The organism is Funiculus sociatus GB2-C1, from assembly GCF_039962115.1.
Taxonomy (GTDB): domain Bacteria; phylum Cyanobacteriota; class Cyanobacteriia; order Cyanobacteriales; family FACHB-T130; genus Funiculus; species Funiculus sociatus.
The window spans coordinates 110,538-124,217 of sequence record NZ_JAMPKJ010000004.1; the positions used below are offsets into that span (position 1 = coordinate 110,538).

Here is a 13,680-nt window from a genome sequence, read left to right on the forward strand (position 1 = left end):
TGTGGGGCAATTTTTTATGATTAGCCATTAGCCATTAGTAGCGATTAGTAGCGATCGCGCACTATATCACACCATATCAACAGTTAAGTCGAATCAAAGGCGCTGTCATGCTAGCTGTGGCAGCTGCCATAATCGCCACCGCCGCACCCGCTTGCAGACTCAGCGCCGCCGCAGACTGCACACTCACAGCCGCACCAGACTGCGCCGACAAAGCACCGCCAGATTGCAGAGACAAAGCCGCACCAGATTTCATAGTGGCAGCACCCCCAGACTTCAAGTCTAAGATGCCGCCTGCTTGAACGCTTAACTTGGCTGCGGTTTGCAATTCTATGCCAGTAGGAGCCAGTTTTATAGCGCTAGGGCCTGATTGCAGCAAAATCTCCATTGGTGCGGAAATACTAATTTTTTGCACCGCCTCCATTTTGATACTATTGGTCATGTCATTCATCAGCACCTTCTGACCGCCGCTGGTTGTGATGTCTAACTTCTTACCTTGATCGTCTATGAGTATCTTATGACCCCCCTTAGTCTTAATTTCGATCTTCTTATTCTGATCGTCTAGGCGCACATAATGACCGTCAGTGGTTTTAATTTCCACAAATTTGTCACTGTCATTCATGTGTAATTTATGACCGCCTATAGTCTCGACATAGACACCAGCTTTGCTGCTGTCTTTATCCTCTTCCACAAACTGCATTTTATGCCCAACACGGGTTTTAATAGTCCGTAAGCGTACCTTGCCTTCACCTGAGATACTGTTATCGACTGTTTCCGGCGGCGCATCCTTACCGTTCCAAACCCCACCAATAACATAGGGGCGATGAATGTCGCCGTGTTCAAAGGCTACCAGCACCTCGTCGTTAATCTCCGGCAGACAGTCGAAGCCGCGAGTGGTTCCTGCTCCCACCCCCACTACTCTCGCCCAGTTGCTTTCGTGGGCGCTGGCATTATCTTCTGGAGTTAGGGTAGGAAACTTTACCCTAACTCGCCCCCATTTTTTCGGGTCTTTGTTATTGGTAACAATCCCCACTAACATAGTTTGTCCCGGTCGCAGGCGAGTTTGCGGAGATAGAGTTGTCAGCAAATCTCCTCCCCGCAAACCTCTGACACTAAACTCGGTACTGTAATAGCGGTCTTGATAGTTTTGACGAGTTTCGGTGACGTAATATTTGCCGCTATACTTTCCCATACCTGATAGTTCTACTACCCGTCCCGGTCGAATTCGCGGATCTCCCTCAGCTTTTGCATCAGCATAGACAAATTCTCCGCTTAGCTCGTTATACAGGGCTTGAGCTATTTTATCAGCTTCCTTTTGGCTGTAGACTGCTTGATCTACCACAATCATTTTCGGTGCCTGATTCTCTAGCCCGAATTTAGTGCTAGTGCTTTTACCTTTGCCGTGTTCGGTATCAGTAATTACTACATCTGATTGACTATTTTTACTGGATGTAATTGCTGTTTTGTTTTGGTAATCCCAACCCCTCACTTCTACAGCACTTACCTGTTCAGCGCTGGTGACTCGTACCTGAAAACTATGTATTTCTTGCAACCACTTAAGGGTTAAAGTATCGCCTGCTACAGGTTTGCGGAAATGCAGCTTGCTATCTTGTACAAATAATTCAAAGCCATGCCGCGCCGCCCTTTCCCGCAGAAATTCCATGTTGGTTTGATTTTCTTGGAAAACATAGCCAACCGGATCTCCAAAACCATAAGGGCCGCCGCTCTCATCAATTGTGCCAGCGGTCATCCCCACTTCACCGATAATCTGCCGCACAATGTCAGTATCACTCATGTTTTGGAAAGAACGGTTATAGCGTCCCCGGTGCAGGCGGTGAGATACGTCGTAACCGCGAATGATAACGGGTGCCTGGGATTGACTAGAAAAGTGAGTTTCGATCCCAGTGATTTCCCCTTTGAGAATATCTCCTCGCTGTGCCTCATCAAAGTCTAAATCTTCTGTGGTGCTGGAGGCTAAACCGAGCTGGACAGATTTACCAATTGTAAAGAGATTGTCGTACTTCCAAAGCTGCTCGGAGTCGCGACCTGGAAAGTAGTCATTGCGGACGACTAAAGTAAACATTGCCGGGAGATGGAGGCTTTCTTCGACGGAGATTTGAAGAATATCCTCTGCCAATCCCGCCGGAGCATCCTGTCCGTCAATTTTGATTAGGGGACGAGATATGTAACGGATGGTATTTTGTGGCATTTGTATACAAAGTGTAAATAATTTTTGATTTTAAATTTTTGATTTTGGATTTAAGGCTGAAGGGGAATCTTTTTTATTTTGGTATTTGAACCTTCGGGGCGATATGAACTATTGTGAATTAACCCGCACAGACATCAATCTAAAATCTCAAATTCAAAAAAGGAGCTGAGAGCCAGCTTAAAAGAGTCTCTACGTCCTCGCCAATCCTCCAAAGGTCGAATCCAAAGCTTTTTTCTTGTGGTTCCGGATGAAGCGATCGCTTCATGCTAGCAAATGTAAGCTCACAGGCTAGAAGCCTCGATACTCAAAGAACAAAGCCTACCAACGCAACGGCTAATACTATCAAGCCGTTGCGTTGGCTGGCGAGAGTTTGTTTAGCCGCGACTTTAGTCGTCGGACATTTTTACTACAGGACTGTTATCTTCGATACTCATCTCCGCAGTCACCGATCGCCTGATACAAATCCCGCGACTGTCCCAGGACAGCATCAATCTGCTGATAATCTGAGTTATCTAACATCAAATTAAATACTCTGGCGTTGTCTTCTAAATGTTGCGACACGCTTAACCGTGCGCCGACAATTACACCTGCGATCGCTGGCTGATCTAGAATGTAACGAACCGCTACATTAGCAATACTCACTGCGTGTTTTTGGGCAATTTGCTGGAGAGTTGAAAGTAGTTCTTGAAATAAGCTCCAACCACCCCACGCATCTACCATGTTTTTATATTTTCTCAAACTAGCTGTGTTCAGTTCTCCCCCTCGCGGTTCCGGTTTCCCCACATATTTTTCTGACAACAAGCCGCCGCAGAGCGTACCATAAGCAAATAGTTTGATATTGTTTTCTTGACCAAACTGCACCATATTTACTAAAGGACGGCGGTCAATTAGAGAAAACTGCACTTGATTGGAAACGATTTTGATTCCTGCATGAGTAATAATTTTTACGTGTTCCGTATCAAAGTTTGTTAAAGCCAGGTGCTTAATTTTACCTTCCTCTTGAAGCTGGGTCATGTACTTGAGCGCTTCCAAGTAGTTTTCATCCCGGTAATCCCACCAGTGAAACTGCATCAAGTCTAAGGAATCAACTCCCATTCTTCGCAGGGAAATATTAATGTTATCTTCTACCAACTTGCGCGTCATTTTAGTTGGTCTTGGCACCCATTTTGTGAAAGCTTGTAAGTTAGACAGCGCCTCGTTACCACGGGTTTCTACCAATTGCCGCCGGAACTCGCCAATAAAGTCTTCTGCGGGGCCGTAATGGTCTGCCAAATCCCAAGTTGTAAAGCCTGCATCCATGTACTCAAACATACTTTGGATGGCGGCTTTTGAGTTAATTCGTCCGTGAGCGCCTGATACTTGCCACATACCATTTAGTACGCGGCAGATATTCAAATCTGGGGTAAATTGCAGTCTGCTTGATTCAGGTAGATTCATTTTGACACTTTGTTAGTTGTATGATACTGCCAAGATTATTGTAACGCCCGGAAATTAATGTCCGCGCTAATAGCTAAAGTCGGTTAAAACCGACTCTGATTTAGTTTTTTAGTCGGTTTTAACCGACTTAAACTATGAGCTAGGGGTTTAAAGCCCTGGCGGTCTGTGGGCAGAAGAAAAATTTTTAATAGGTAGATTGACATAAGAAACATTATTTACATAATTGTTCATTTAATTAACTTAATTTATGACAATTCAATGGTTGGGTGCGATACCTTTCTAGAGGTATGGCAATGCCATGTCCCTATGGAACGTTAGAACCGCAATATATTTCACCCAAAAAGGAAACGCAATAAAACAATAAATTTGAACCCTTCAGGTTTGCACGGAAAATTCTTCTGGATCGATGTCCCAATTGATCCAGCGAATCGCTGCACGAGCCGATGTAATATCCGGCGGTACTCGCATAGCATGAATAAAACTTGTGCTTGGACAGGTCATTTTCAGCAAGTGAATTGGCTCTTTTTGAGGAGCATCATCATCATCATCAAAATCGTCAGGCTCGAAACCATCAATATCAGCATCAAGTTTTAGCAAAGTATATTCTTGCCAGGAATCTAATTCAGTTGCTTGTAATTCTTGACAGATTCGTGCATAGCCAATGCCCTGAATTAATACTCGACGCAGTTCCGCGTTGTCTTCTTCTAAAAGCCATTGCGCCTGCCATTGATGGGGATGCAGTTTGCCATATTTTTCAGGCAATTTCACACCGTGATAATAATATCCCGTATGCCATCCATCGGCAAACTGAATCGCGGGTTCTCCTTCGGCGTGGAGGAGGTTTTGGCTGTCCAGGGAGATTTTAGTAGGGCGATCGCATACTACACAAACCTTCTCAAACGGGAAAATCAAACCACAATGCTCGAAAAGCTGGTTCAGACAGTCAAATGCTTCCTGTGTCTTTTGGTCAAGAGTGACACCTAACGAAGAAACATAAAATTCAGTTGCGTAGATTTGCTTAAAAATCTCTGTGGGGGTTAGTGGCTCGATATCATATATAAAAAAATACCTGAAATCAGCTCCGATGAGTTCTGGAGAGTTATCAATTAATTCAGCCAACTCCCACCATGCTTCTTTGTCTCCTGCTGTCTGCTCTGGTGCTATTTCGCTCCGGATACACTTCCACAGCGCTTGACACGAAAGTGCTTCCAAAATCCTCTGGAGCGACTCTGATAGTGTCTCTCCCCACACGATAAGAGATTTCTGCTTCCCAAATGTTTGTTCTTCTGGTGTATTGTCTAGTTTGAGCAAGTTGAATAGTTGAGTACACCCCGCGTGTGGACTACGGTAAAAAAGAACTTCTGGTTCTTCTTTACCAATCGTTGCATAGGCAGATTTGATAGCATTTTTGGCTTCTTGAAAATCGATCGGCTTCGTGAAGAGAGCGCGCCGCTTGCCTAGAAGCGATGGCAACAAACTTAGATTAAAAATTGGATTGTTATAGAGACTCAGTTGGGTGAGGTTGGTTAACCTAGAAAGCGGACTCAAATCGGTAATTTTATTGTAATAGAGATTCAGTTGAGTGAGATTGATTAACCCAGAAAGCGGACTCAAATCGGTAATTTGATTACTACCGAGATCCAGTTGGGTGAGGTTGGTTAACCCAGAAAGTGGACTCAAATCGGTAATTTGATTGTAATAGAGATTCAGTTGGGTGAGGTTGGTTAACCCAGAAAGCGGACTCAAATCGGTAATTTGATTACTACCGAGATCCAGTTGGGTGAGATTGATTAACCCAGAAAGCGGACTCAAATCGGTAATTTGATTACTACCGAGATCCAGTTGGGTGAGGTTGGTTAACTCAGAAAGCGGACTCAAATCGGTAATTTGATTGCCACCGAGATGCAGTTGGGTGAGGTTGGTTAACCTAGAAAGCCCACTCAAGTCGGTAATTTGATTATTATAGAGATTCAGTTGGGTGAGGTTGATTAACCTAGAAAGCCCACTCAAATCGGTAATTTCATTGTAATTTAGATCCAGTTGGGTGAGGTTGGTTAACCCAGAAAGCAGATTCAAGTCGGTAATTTCATTACTGCTAAGATCCAGCTCAGTGCAGTATAAAAGTATCAGAGCCGCTTCATTGCAGTCAGAAGTGCCAGCTTCCTCTAACAGCACATCAACTGTATTTCTTGCTGCTTCTGAGAGGCTATCTTTGTGCAAACACCAGTCAGCAAAGCTGTTAAAATTTGGGGTTTGGTTTGGCTGTGGTTCAGACATTCATCACCTCTTAACTGAGATTTGTGTTTCTTAGTTATGTGTCAGTAACCAGCAACTTGTTAAGAACGCCAGCCTTTTTCAGCTTGTTCTAACACATAAGCGGAGACATCTTCTATCTGCTGTTGGCTTAAGCGGTCTTTGTAGGCGGACATATTGTTTTTGCCGTTGGCGACAATGGACGCGATCGCATCCGTTGAATCATATCCATTTTTTTTTAAAGCTTTTAGTTGCAGATTTTTCCCCCGTCTAATAATATTGCTGCCATTGATATGACAACCAGCACATTCGACGCTGAAAATTTTGGCACCATTAGCTGTATCTGCCGCTAAAGCATTTGGAATAAATGCAATGGTCAGCATTAGTACCATCAATATCGCGATTTTCACTAACTTATTCAACATTATTCCCCTAATCTTTAGCTAAATTAAACTACTTTTAATTATCCGTGCTTTCTCCATCAGATGATTCACTATCTTGCATTGCTTCCTGAAGAAACAGCATAGCCAATCTGTTGTAGGTGCCAGCACCAATAAACTGCGGATAAGTGTGAGAACGGCTATATACCCATACCACATCTTCACCGTCAAGAATTCGGATATCTTGAAACAAACTTTTGCATTTTGGTTGAAGAGACTTAGCGGTATTCAATGCGTCTGTCCATCTTTCAAACTCTTGGGAGAATCCCGGCGTTATTACTCTAAACATAACTTTGTGCTGCTGGGCTTTCTTAGTTTGTCATTTCTCAAAGTGACTCAAAGGAAGCCGAAAATCCTTCCAGGGTTAAACTCTCGTCTTGGAAGGCTTCCGCGTCCCCCACATCTTCAACGTGGTATTCCATGAAACGCTTACCATCGGGCATTTTTTTGGAAGAAATACAATTATTTTGATACTTGTCTGCGATCGCTTTAAATTCATTTCCATGTCTTTTCCAGTCATCGCCTGAACAGGTGACGGTTAGCAGCCACATAATTTAATCTCCATTAATATTGTTCTGATTGCAGTACACCCTGTAGATGTGGAAGGGTATTTTACTGCTGGGGTGCAATTACTTTGGCACTGTTAGTTGAGTTATCCCAGACTATCCAAGCCAACTTATTGTCTAAATCATCTAAACTATTTGTGACCTTAAAATATATTTTTTCTCCGTTCTTAGGTTCAACCGCAAAGTCGGCTTTTTCAGCGTAGACTACTTTAAAGCCTTTGTCTCTAAGACAATACATTGCCCACGCTTTTAGCGAGTGTTTTTCTGCCTCAAATTTTATCGGAGGCTTGGTAAATATTTCCTCGATTACCTTAAATAGCTGCTGCACTGGTTTAACTCCCATCAGGCACTTTTCTTATCATCAGCGACAAAGGTAAGACTTTCAAGCTTAAATTTATTCTGGATCGCAGCGGATCTCGACGAGAAACCCATCTGGATCGTAGAAGTAAATGCCTCGTCCGGTAGGGCGACTAACCGGGCCATGATCGATCTGCACTTGATTTTGCTTTAGCACCTCGACTGCGCGGTCGAACAATTGCGGATCGATGTCAAAGGCAAGGTGATAGGCGCGGGTAAAGGCGCGATGGGGGTTTTCGTCTGGCGGTGACAGTTCCGGTTCCCAAAACAGATCGATGACGGTGCCATCTGGGGTGACGAAGTTGGTCACTTTTCCATCTGTCACAAGCGATCGCAATGTTGCGGGAACTTCTTCGCCTGTCAGTTCGTGTAAACCAAGTATAGTTCCGTAGAAGTGACGGGAAGCTTGCATATCTTGAACGTTCAAGGCTATGTGGTGTACTCGACGCAGATTACCTGGGGTAAGAGCAATATTCTGAGATTGAGGGCTAGAAAGCATGGTAGTAATCGCAACCTTTCATTACTTAAGATAGAAGCTAGACTTTTATCTTTAATTTTATTATTTTAAATTAAAAATTAATTATGCAGTTTGATTATTCTCTAGATTTTAAAAATATCAATTTTCGCTCCCACCCTGAACTTTATCGAGTTGGCAAGGGCGAACAGGGAGTGCTTTTGGTGGAGCCATACAAAGCCGAAATCCTTCCCTATTGGCGGTTTAAAACTCCGGATATCGCTAGGGAGTCTAGCGAAAAAATCTACCAAATGTTTCTGGATTATCTGGAGCAGGATGATTTTATTGGGGCGGATATGGCGCGGAAGTTTTTACAAATGGGTTATACGCGATCGCGTCGCTACGCCAATCATAAAAGTGGCAGAAAATATAAGTCAAATCCTCAAAAAGAAGATTCTAAAGAAGCTCAGCTTGAAGCCAGAAAAGATATTTTACCAAATGAAGTAGACCCGGTGAAAGCTGAATCGGCGGCAATATTCAAAGAAAAATGGATGCAAGCCAAGACAAATGAGAAGTATTTACAGCTTTTAGCCAAGCATAAACAGATGTACGAGCAAGGATGAAATCGAAATAAATCCCAGCGAATAGAATTCGCAACCGCACCAACCAAGTCCGCCTGCGCGGATAGAGACTCGTGTCTCTACAAATAGATTTAACACCTGTGTATGCAGGTTTTTTTTCTTACAGGGCAATTCTAGTTTCCCCAAGGTAAAACTTTATCCTTTATGTCAGTTCAAATATTGACACACAATCAACTGAACTTTTTCGGAAACCTTTTCTACATTGGTGTAGTACACAATTAGTTTAGCAACAACAATCAAAATGCGTATTCATCGTCAAGCAATACTATTTGTCAGCTTATCTCTGACAACCTTGGGAACAATTACTTCTGCTAATCACGTCATAGCTTTATCCCAATCTTCCGCGTCAAGCCAAACAGTCACAACATCACAGAAAATCCTAGCCCAATCAACGCAGCTTCCCTCTAAGTGTGTCTACGACACTAGAAAAACAGTGCAAACTGTGAAAAGTCAAAAGGGAAAGGTGACTCTGGTTGCTAACAATTATGTAATTGTTACCGAAGGCGTTAATGGAACAAGATTCGTTACTTGCAATCTTCCCGATGCTTTCAAAACAGAGGGAAAAGCAATCGTATTCAGCGGTGAAATAAAAGAAATCTATCCTAATGAACGTTTGGTGGGTACACCGTTTAAAATTACAGCGATCGCATCCAGCACCCCAACCCCAACGCCAACTCAGTCTATCCAAAGCTTACCAAATGGTGACTACAGATTTTGTAGCAAATCGCCTTCAGCGGACACAGGTAACGGAGATACAGGCTATTGTTATGTATTCAATAAAAGAGGAAATCGCCTAGTCGGAGACTTTTACGATTCCAGGTCTTTGGGCGAAGTAAGCGCCTGTGTTAGTGGTACGCTCAACAATAAAACTGTTCGCGGCGAAGCTATAGAATTGGTAGGAGATATTGGGAACCGCAATATCCCGCCAAATTCACGAGGAAATAGGCTGGTTAATTGGGATAGCCAAGGTTATTTGAAAGTTGCGAGAGCCACTCAAATTGGTAGGAATGCTACTACCGGGAGTAGAAAAATTCGCTATCGCGATGCTGTACTCAAATTAGATGGTTTTTATCGCTATAGCCAATCAGCAAAAGGCGCACCCACCAACTGTATTAACCGCTAATCAAGGTTACTTGTAAAAGTAAGCGATTGAGAATGCGATCGCTGTAGGTTGATTACAACAAAACCCTACCATTTTAAGCAATGGTAGGTTTTGTTGCTTCAACCCCACCTAAACTTTTATTTTTTGATAAATAAAAAGGAGGTACCGCAGCACAGGTAGCCTCCTTTTTATTTACTTAATCTGGTCAGGAGCGATCGCTTATCCTTGAGGCGGTAACAAAACCGTGTCAACGACATAAATAACGCCATTGTCAGCTTCGATATCCGGTGTCACAACCATCGCAGCATTTACCTTGACTCCGCTAGAAGCATCAATGTAAAGGACTTTTAAGTTTTAATGATGTCGTCCAAATTACATTGAACCAAAACTCGCTCCCCCTCCACAGGATAAGGTTTTGAGGCAAAGAAGTATGTCTTTAGAGAGAAGACAATAACTAACAATTGTTACTTTTATTACACTAGCGCTGGCATAAGTATGCTATCAATGACGTGGATAACGCCGTTGTCGGCGAGGATATCTGCTTGGAGAACCTTAGCGTCATTGACTTTGAAGCCACCGTCGATTTTATCAATTCCGACAATGCCGCCCTCAACTGTTTCAGCGGAATCTAGTTCAACCAAGTTGTCGGTTCTGACATCGCCAAACAGAACGTGATAAGTCAGAATTTTCTTGAGTTTGGGGATGTCTTCCATCCAAGAAGTGATGGTGTCAGAGGGAATCTTGGCAAAAGCTTCATCGGTGGGTGCGAAGATGGTGAAGGGGCCAGGACTTTTGAGAATATCTAATAAACCAGCAGCTTCAACAGCACTCAGCAGGGTTGTAAAAGATTCGGCGTTGGCGGCAGTTTCTAGAAGGTCAGCCATGTGTTTTGATGATTTCTAAGTATGTGTCCTGTTTAGGGATACAGGTTAGAAGAGCAAGAGCGCATCTTTCTGGAGTTGCAAGTGAGATTAAATTGGTAACGATTGCAACTACAACCGCATCCTAGAAGGGTGGAACCGCGTAAATTTTGTTTGTTTGGCCGCGATTTTATACCGTTTTTCAGTTGGGTGAAATATATCGCGGTTGTTTTGTTTTCGCCACGTTGGTAGGGACATGGCAATGCCATGTCCCTATAGATGTATCGCACCTGATGGAGAATTGCTTTAGTTGTCGGCGCAATAACTCAACTACTGGAACGAATACCGCGTTGCTGGAGTTGCTGAATAAAGAAGTCTTCCAGGGAGGGACGAGAGAGGTTCATGGCAATTAGCTGGGCGTTCATGATGCGGAGGCTAGCGAGAAACTCTTGGGGTTCGCCTTTTAAATGACCGTACCAACCGTCATGGTCAAATTCTAGATCGGGTACCCAGCGTTTGAGTATATCCAGGTTGCCGCCTTTGCCTTTGACGTGGTAGGCTTCGGCTGTACCGAGGAGGTCGTTGAGGGAACCGCCGCAAATTAATTCACCTTGGGCAAGGATGGCGACGCGATCGCATATTTGCTCGACTTCCGCCAAAATGTGACTATTGAAGAAAATTGTCTTGCCTTGCTCTTTGAGAGATAGAATAATCTCTCGCATCTGGTAACGCCCCATTGGGTCAAGTCCAGACATCGGCTCATCTAAAAATACCAGTTCTGGGTCGTTGATTAACGCCTGAGCCATGCCAACTCGTTGTAGCATCCCTTTAGAATACTGACGCATCTGCTTTTTCCGGGCGGAGGCTTGGGCTAATCCAACTAAGTCTAGCAGTTGGGGGATGCGCTGACGTTGCACTGAGGCGGGGATTTGAAATAACCCGGCGGCAAACTGCAAAAACTCCCAACCTGTGAGAAAATCGTAAAAATAGGCGTTTTCTGGGAGATACCCGATGCGTTGCTTAACGATGCGATCGCCTACAGGTTTTCCCAGCAAGAATCCCCGCCCAGAAGTCGGGCGCACAATGCCCAGCAGCGTCTTCAACAGGGTAGTTTTTCCAGCACCATTTGGCCCTAGCAAGCCAAAAGTTTCTCCCTGATACACTGTCAGAGTGCAGCTTTTTAAGGATTCGATTTTTTGATTCATCCAGAAGCCAGTGCGATAGACTTTTCGCAGTTGAGAAGTTTGCACCACTGGTTCGCGGTTGACAGTAACGAGTTCCCCTGGTTTATCGACAACAGTATCCATATCTATATCAATGACATATCGTAGCTGTGGCAACTAAGTAGATTAATTCCCTATTTTGCCTGGTTTCATATCAGTTAAGAATAGTGTATGAAGTTAATAATATTTCGAGGTAACTTATGGATCGTTCAAAAATAGTTGCAATTGTCGCTGGGGCGATTTCTATAACTCTAGCTCTTGCCTACCTGCTGCTGGTACAGTTGCTAGACTTCCGGCGGGAGATGATACCTGCACCTGTCAGTATACTGCCGCAAGCAGTGCTTGCCCAAATACCAGTCGATTTGGGTGTAGAAATCTCGTCTACACCGTCTCTACAACCGAAAGGTAATGTCTAATCGCAGCTATGGCATCCTAGGAACGGGTGCGTTGGGCGGGTACTACGGTGCTAAACTGCAACGTGCGGGGCTGGATGTGCATTTTTTGCTGCACAGCGATTATGAACACGTTTGTCAGCATGGTTTAGTTGTGGAGTCTCCAGACGGCGATTTCACCCTGCCTCATGTAAATGCTTACCAAGATGCTGCTAAGATGCCACCTTGTGATGTGGTAGCGATCGCTCTCAAAACTACCCAAAATCATCTTTTACCTCAGATGCTACACTCTGTTGTCAAAGATGATGGCGTTGTCTTGGTTTTGCAAAATGGTCTGGGTGTTGAGGCGGAAGTTGCCGAAATTGTCGGTTCGCAACGTGTTATCGGCGGATTGTGCTTTCTCTGCTCTAATAAGGTAGGCGCAGGACATATCCACCACCTTGACTATGGCGAGATTAAGCTTGGTGAATATACGCCCGATTATAGTCCCGGCGGGATAACTGGGCGAATGCGTCAGATTGCCAATGACTTTGAGAATGCTGGTATCTCTATCCAACTCGCTGAAGATTTGCTGCTGGCGCGTTGGCAGAAACTGGTGTGGAATATTCCGTACAACGGTCTTTCTGTGGTTCTCGATGCTACCACAGACGAGTTGATGGCGGATAGTCACACCTGCACTTTAGTTAAGCAGTTGATGGATGAAGTCGTGGCGGGTGCTAAAGCGTGCGATCGCATTATCCCAAATAGCTTTGTGCAAAAGATGCTCGATTACACGCTGAAGATGAAGCCGTACCGCACCAGCATGAAAATAGACTACGACGAAAAGCGACAGATGGAAGTAGAAACGATGTTTGGCAACCCGCTGAGAATTGCTAAAGCTGCGGGTGTTAATTTGCAGCAAATCGCTATGCTTTACCAGCAGCTAAAGTTTTTGGATGCTAAAAATTGCCACAATTAGAGATTTTCTTGAGCATATAGATTCCCATTATCTAACCATACATGATATTACAAATAAAACAAGCATCAAATAATATTTAATCATGAAAAAACAGCCTTTGGAAAATCCAATTTTTACTGTCGAAAGCGTTCTGTCAAAAGCAGAGTGTGCCGAGTATATCGCCCTGAGCGAGAACATTGGCTATACTCCTGCTGGTCTCACTGTAGGACAGGATGAATACCTAATGGCTCCATCAGTCCGAAATAACGATCGGGTGATTTTGGATAATGAAGAGCTTGCAGAAAATTTGTGGCGTCGTGTGGAAACTTATGTTCCCAGAATTGATAACTGGTGTGCAATTGGGCTTAATGAGCGCTTGCGATTCTACCGATACGATCCGGGTCAGCGCTTCGCACCGCATCACGATGGTGGTTATTGGCGAACAAACGGCGATCATAGCCGATTGACTTTTATGATTTACCTGAACGAAGACTTTGAGGGAGGCGAAACTCGGTTTTTCTCACCCTACGTTTCTATAGTTCCAAAAATGGGTATGGTGTTGTTCTTCATCCATGAACTAAAACACGAAGGCGCACCCGTCATTCAGGGTCGGAAGTATGTACTGCGATCGGACGTGATGTATACGTATTACGATAATCTTCAAGCTGTGTAACAAAAGCACAATATACTAAGAACTTCACCCCCTCGCCGCTTCTACTAGACGAGGAAGGGGAGACTATAAACCTCTTGTACGGAGTCGATAATTATCCGGATTCATCTATGTTCATCTGTGGTTAGATATCCTAGTTTAG

At 44.0% G+C, this 13,680-nt stretch carries 15 protein-coding genes and 1 pseudogene; 5 read left to right on the plus strand and 11 right to left on the minus strand.

All coding sequences use genetic code 11. The features are described from left to right. Window positions 1-76: 76 nt before the first annotated feature. From NDI42_RS03625 to NDI42_RS03660, 8 genes are all read right to left on the minus strand, one after another. Window positions 77-2,206 (minus strand): VgrG-related protein, encoded by a 2,130-nt coding sequence (locus NDI42_RS03625; RefSeq protein WP_190451393.1) that lies wholly within the window; start codon window positions 2,204-2,206, stop codon window positions 77-79. A gap of 417 nt (window positions 2,207-2,623) precedes the next feature. Next, the gene (locus tag NDI42_RS03630) at window positions 2,624-3,643 is read right to left on the minus strand and encodes an aldo/keto reductase (protein ID WP_190451395.1); all 1,020 of its coding nucleotides are present in this window, start codon (window positions 3,641-3,643) and stop codon (window positions 2,624-2,626) included. Between the two features lie 375 nt (window positions 3,644-4,018). Beyond that, entirely contained in the window at window positions 4,019-5,920 is a 1,902-nt protein-coding gene (locus tag NDI42_RS03635; protein ID WP_190451397.1) for a leucine-rich repeat domain-containing protein, read from the minus strand. A 59-nt stretch (window positions 5,921-5,979) separates the two neighbouring features. Further along, a complete protein-coding gene (gene petJ / locus NDI42_RS03640; protein WP_190451399.1) occupies window positions 5,980-6,321 on the minus strand; it encodes a cytochrome c6 PetJ in 342 nt (113 codons plus the stop codon). Window positions 6,322-6,355: 34 nt separating this feature from the next. Further along, window positions 6,356-6,625, minus strand: a complete 270-nt coding sequence (locus NDI42_RS03645) for a hypothetical protein (protein ID WP_190444030.1) — start codon at window positions 6,623-6,625, stop codon at window positions 6,356-6,358. Window positions 6,626-6,662: 37 nt separating this feature from the next. Beyond that, entirely contained in the window at window positions 6,663-6,887 is a 225-nt protein-coding gene (locus NDI42_RS03650) for a hypothetical protein (protein WP_190451401.1), read from the minus strand. Window positions 6,888-6,948: 61 nt separating this feature from the next. Beyond that, window positions 6,949-7,245, minus strand: coding sequence for a hypothetical protein (locus NDI42_RS03655; protein WP_190451403.1), 297 nt, complete (start codon window positions 7,243-7,245; stop codon window positions 6,949-6,951). 51 nt (window positions 7,246-7,296) lie between these two features. After that, window positions 7,297-7,758, minus strand: a complete 462-nt coding sequence (locus NDI42_RS03660) for a VOC family protein (protein WP_190451405.1) — start codon at window positions 7,756-7,758, stop codon at window positions 7,297-7,299. 83 nt (window positions 7,759-7,841) lie between these two features. On the opposite strand from NDI42_RS03660, the gene NDI42_RS03665 reads away from it, so the two are divergent. Next, complete coding sequence (locus NDI42_RS03665) at window positions 7,842-8,336, plus strand: DUF4385 domain-containing protein (protein ID WP_190451406.1); 495 nt, start codon at window positions 7,842-7,844, stop codon at window positions 8,334-8,336. Between the two features lie 259 nt (window positions 8,337-8,595). Continuing rightward, window positions 8,596-9,477, plus strand: a complete 882-nt coding sequence (locus NDI42_RS03670; protein WP_190451408.1) for a hypothetical protein — start codon at window positions 8,596-8,598, stop codon at window positions 9,475-9,477. Window positions 9,478-9,675: 198 nt separating this feature from the next. Here the strand turns inward: NDI42_RS03670 and NDI42_RS03675 are convergent. The 3 genes and pseudogenes from NDI42_RS03675 to NDI42_RS03685 all read right to left on the minus strand — a co-directional run. Then, a pseudogene (locus tag NDI42_RS03675) lies at window positions 9,676-9,792 on the minus strand (fasciclin domain-containing protein); the annotation flags it as partial. A gap of 137 nt (window positions 9,793-9,929) precedes the next feature. Next, a complete protein-coding gene (locus NDI42_RS03680) occupies window positions 9,930-10,340 on the minus strand; it encodes a fasciclin domain-containing protein (RefSeq protein WP_190444023.1) in 411 nt (136 codons plus the stop codon). Window positions 10,341-10,642: 302 nt separating this feature from the next. Next, window positions 10,643-11,623, minus strand: coding sequence for an ABC transporter ATP-binding protein (locus NDI42_RS03685; RefSeq protein WP_190451479.1), 981 nt, complete (start codon window positions 11,621-11,623; stop codon window positions 10,643-10,645). A gap of 116 nt (window positions 11,624-11,739) precedes the next feature. Between NDI42_RS03685 and NDI42_RS03690 the strand changes: the two genes are divergently transcribed. The 3 genes from NDI42_RS03690 to NDI42_RS03700 all read left to right on the plus strand — a co-directional run bounded on the left by NDI42_RS03690 (window position 11,740) and on the right by NDI42_RS03700 (window position 13,541). Next, window positions 11,740-11,955 (plus strand): hypothetical protein, encoded by a 216-nt coding sequence (locus NDI42_RS03690; protein WP_190451410.1) that lies wholly within the window; start codon window positions 11,740-11,742, stop codon window positions 11,953-11,955. Continuing rightward, window positions 11,948-12,889, plus strand: coding sequence for a putative 2-dehydropantoate 2-reductase (locus tag NDI42_RS03695; protein ID WP_190451412.1), 942 nt, complete (start codon window positions 11,948-11,950; stop codon window positions 12,887-12,889). Before NDI42_RS03690 ends, NDI42_RS03695 begins: the two co-directional genes overlap by 8 nt. Window positions 12,890-12,971: 82 nt before the next feature. Further along, window positions 12,972-13,541 (plus strand): prolyl hydroxylase family protein, encoded by a 570-nt coding sequence (locus NDI42_RS03700; RefSeq protein ID WP_190451414.1) that lies wholly within the window; start codon window positions 12,972-12,974, stop codon window positions 13,539-13,541. Window positions 13,542-13,680 lie beyond the last annotated feature (139 nt).

Excerpts from the sequence above, each read along its gene's own strand:
- NDI42_RS03690 (WP_190451410.1), top strand. The coding sequence starts at position 11,740 with ATGGATCGTTCAAAAATAGTTGCAATTGTCGCTGGGGCGATTTCTATA.
- NDI42_RS03700 (WP_190451414.1), top strand. The coding sequence starts at position 12,972 with ATGAAAAAACAGCCTTTGGAAAATCCAATTTTTACTGTCGAAAGCGTT.
- NDI42_RS03665 (WP_190451406.1), top strand. The coding sequence starts at position 7,842 with ATGCAGTTTGATTATTCTCTAGATTTTAAAAATATCAATTTTCGCTCC.
- NDI42_RS03680 (WP_190444023.1), bottom strand. The coding sequence starts at position 10,340 with ATGGCTGACCTTCTAGAAACTGCCGCCAACGCCGAATCTTTTACAACC.
- NDI42_RS03650 (WP_190451401.1), bottom strand. The coding sequence starts at position 6,887 with ATGTGGCTGCTAACCGTCACCTGTTCAGGCGATGACTGGAAAAGACAT.
- NDI42_RS03630 (WP_190451395.1), bottom strand. The coding sequence starts at position 3,643 with ATGAATCTACCTGAATCAAGCAGACTGCAATTTACCCCAGATTTGAAT.
- NDI42_RS03635 (WP_190451397.1), bottom strand. The coding sequence starts at position 5,920 with ATGTCTGAACCACAGCCAAACCAAACCCCAAATTTTAACAGCTTTGCT.
- NDI42_RS03645 (WP_190444030.1), bottom strand. The coding sequence starts at position 6,625 with ATGTTTAGAGTAATAACGCCGGGATTCTCCCAAGAGTTTGAAAGATGG.
- NDI42_RS03685 (WP_190451479.1), bottom strand. The coding sequence starts at position 11,623 with ATGGATACTGTTGTCGATAAACCAGGGGAACTCGTTACTGTCAACCGC.
- NDI42_RS03660 (WP_190451405.1), bottom strand. The coding sequence starts at position 7,758 with ATGCTTTCTAGCCCTCAATCTCAGAATATTGCTCTTACCCCAGGTAAT.
- NDI42_RS03625 (WP_190451393.1), bottom strand. The coding sequence starts at position 2,206 with ATGCCACAAAATACCATCCGTTACATATCTCGTCCCCTAATCAAAATT.
- NDI42_RS03670 (WP_190451408.1), top strand. The coding sequence starts at position 8,596 with ATGCGTATTCATCGTCAAGCAATACTATTTGTCAGCTTATCTCTGACA.
- NDI42_RS03695 (WP_190451412.1), top strand. The coding sequence starts at position 11,948 with ATGTCTAATCGCAGCTATGGCATCCTAGGAACGGGTGCGTTGGGCGGG.
- petJ (WP_190451399.1), bottom strand. The coding sequence starts at position 6,321 with ATGTTGAATAAGTTAGTGAAAATCGCGATATTGATGGTACTAATGCTG.
- NDI42_RS03655 (WP_190451403.1), bottom strand. The coding sequence starts at position 7,245 with ATGGGAGTTAAACCAGTGCAGCAGCTATTTAAGGTAATCGAGGAAATA.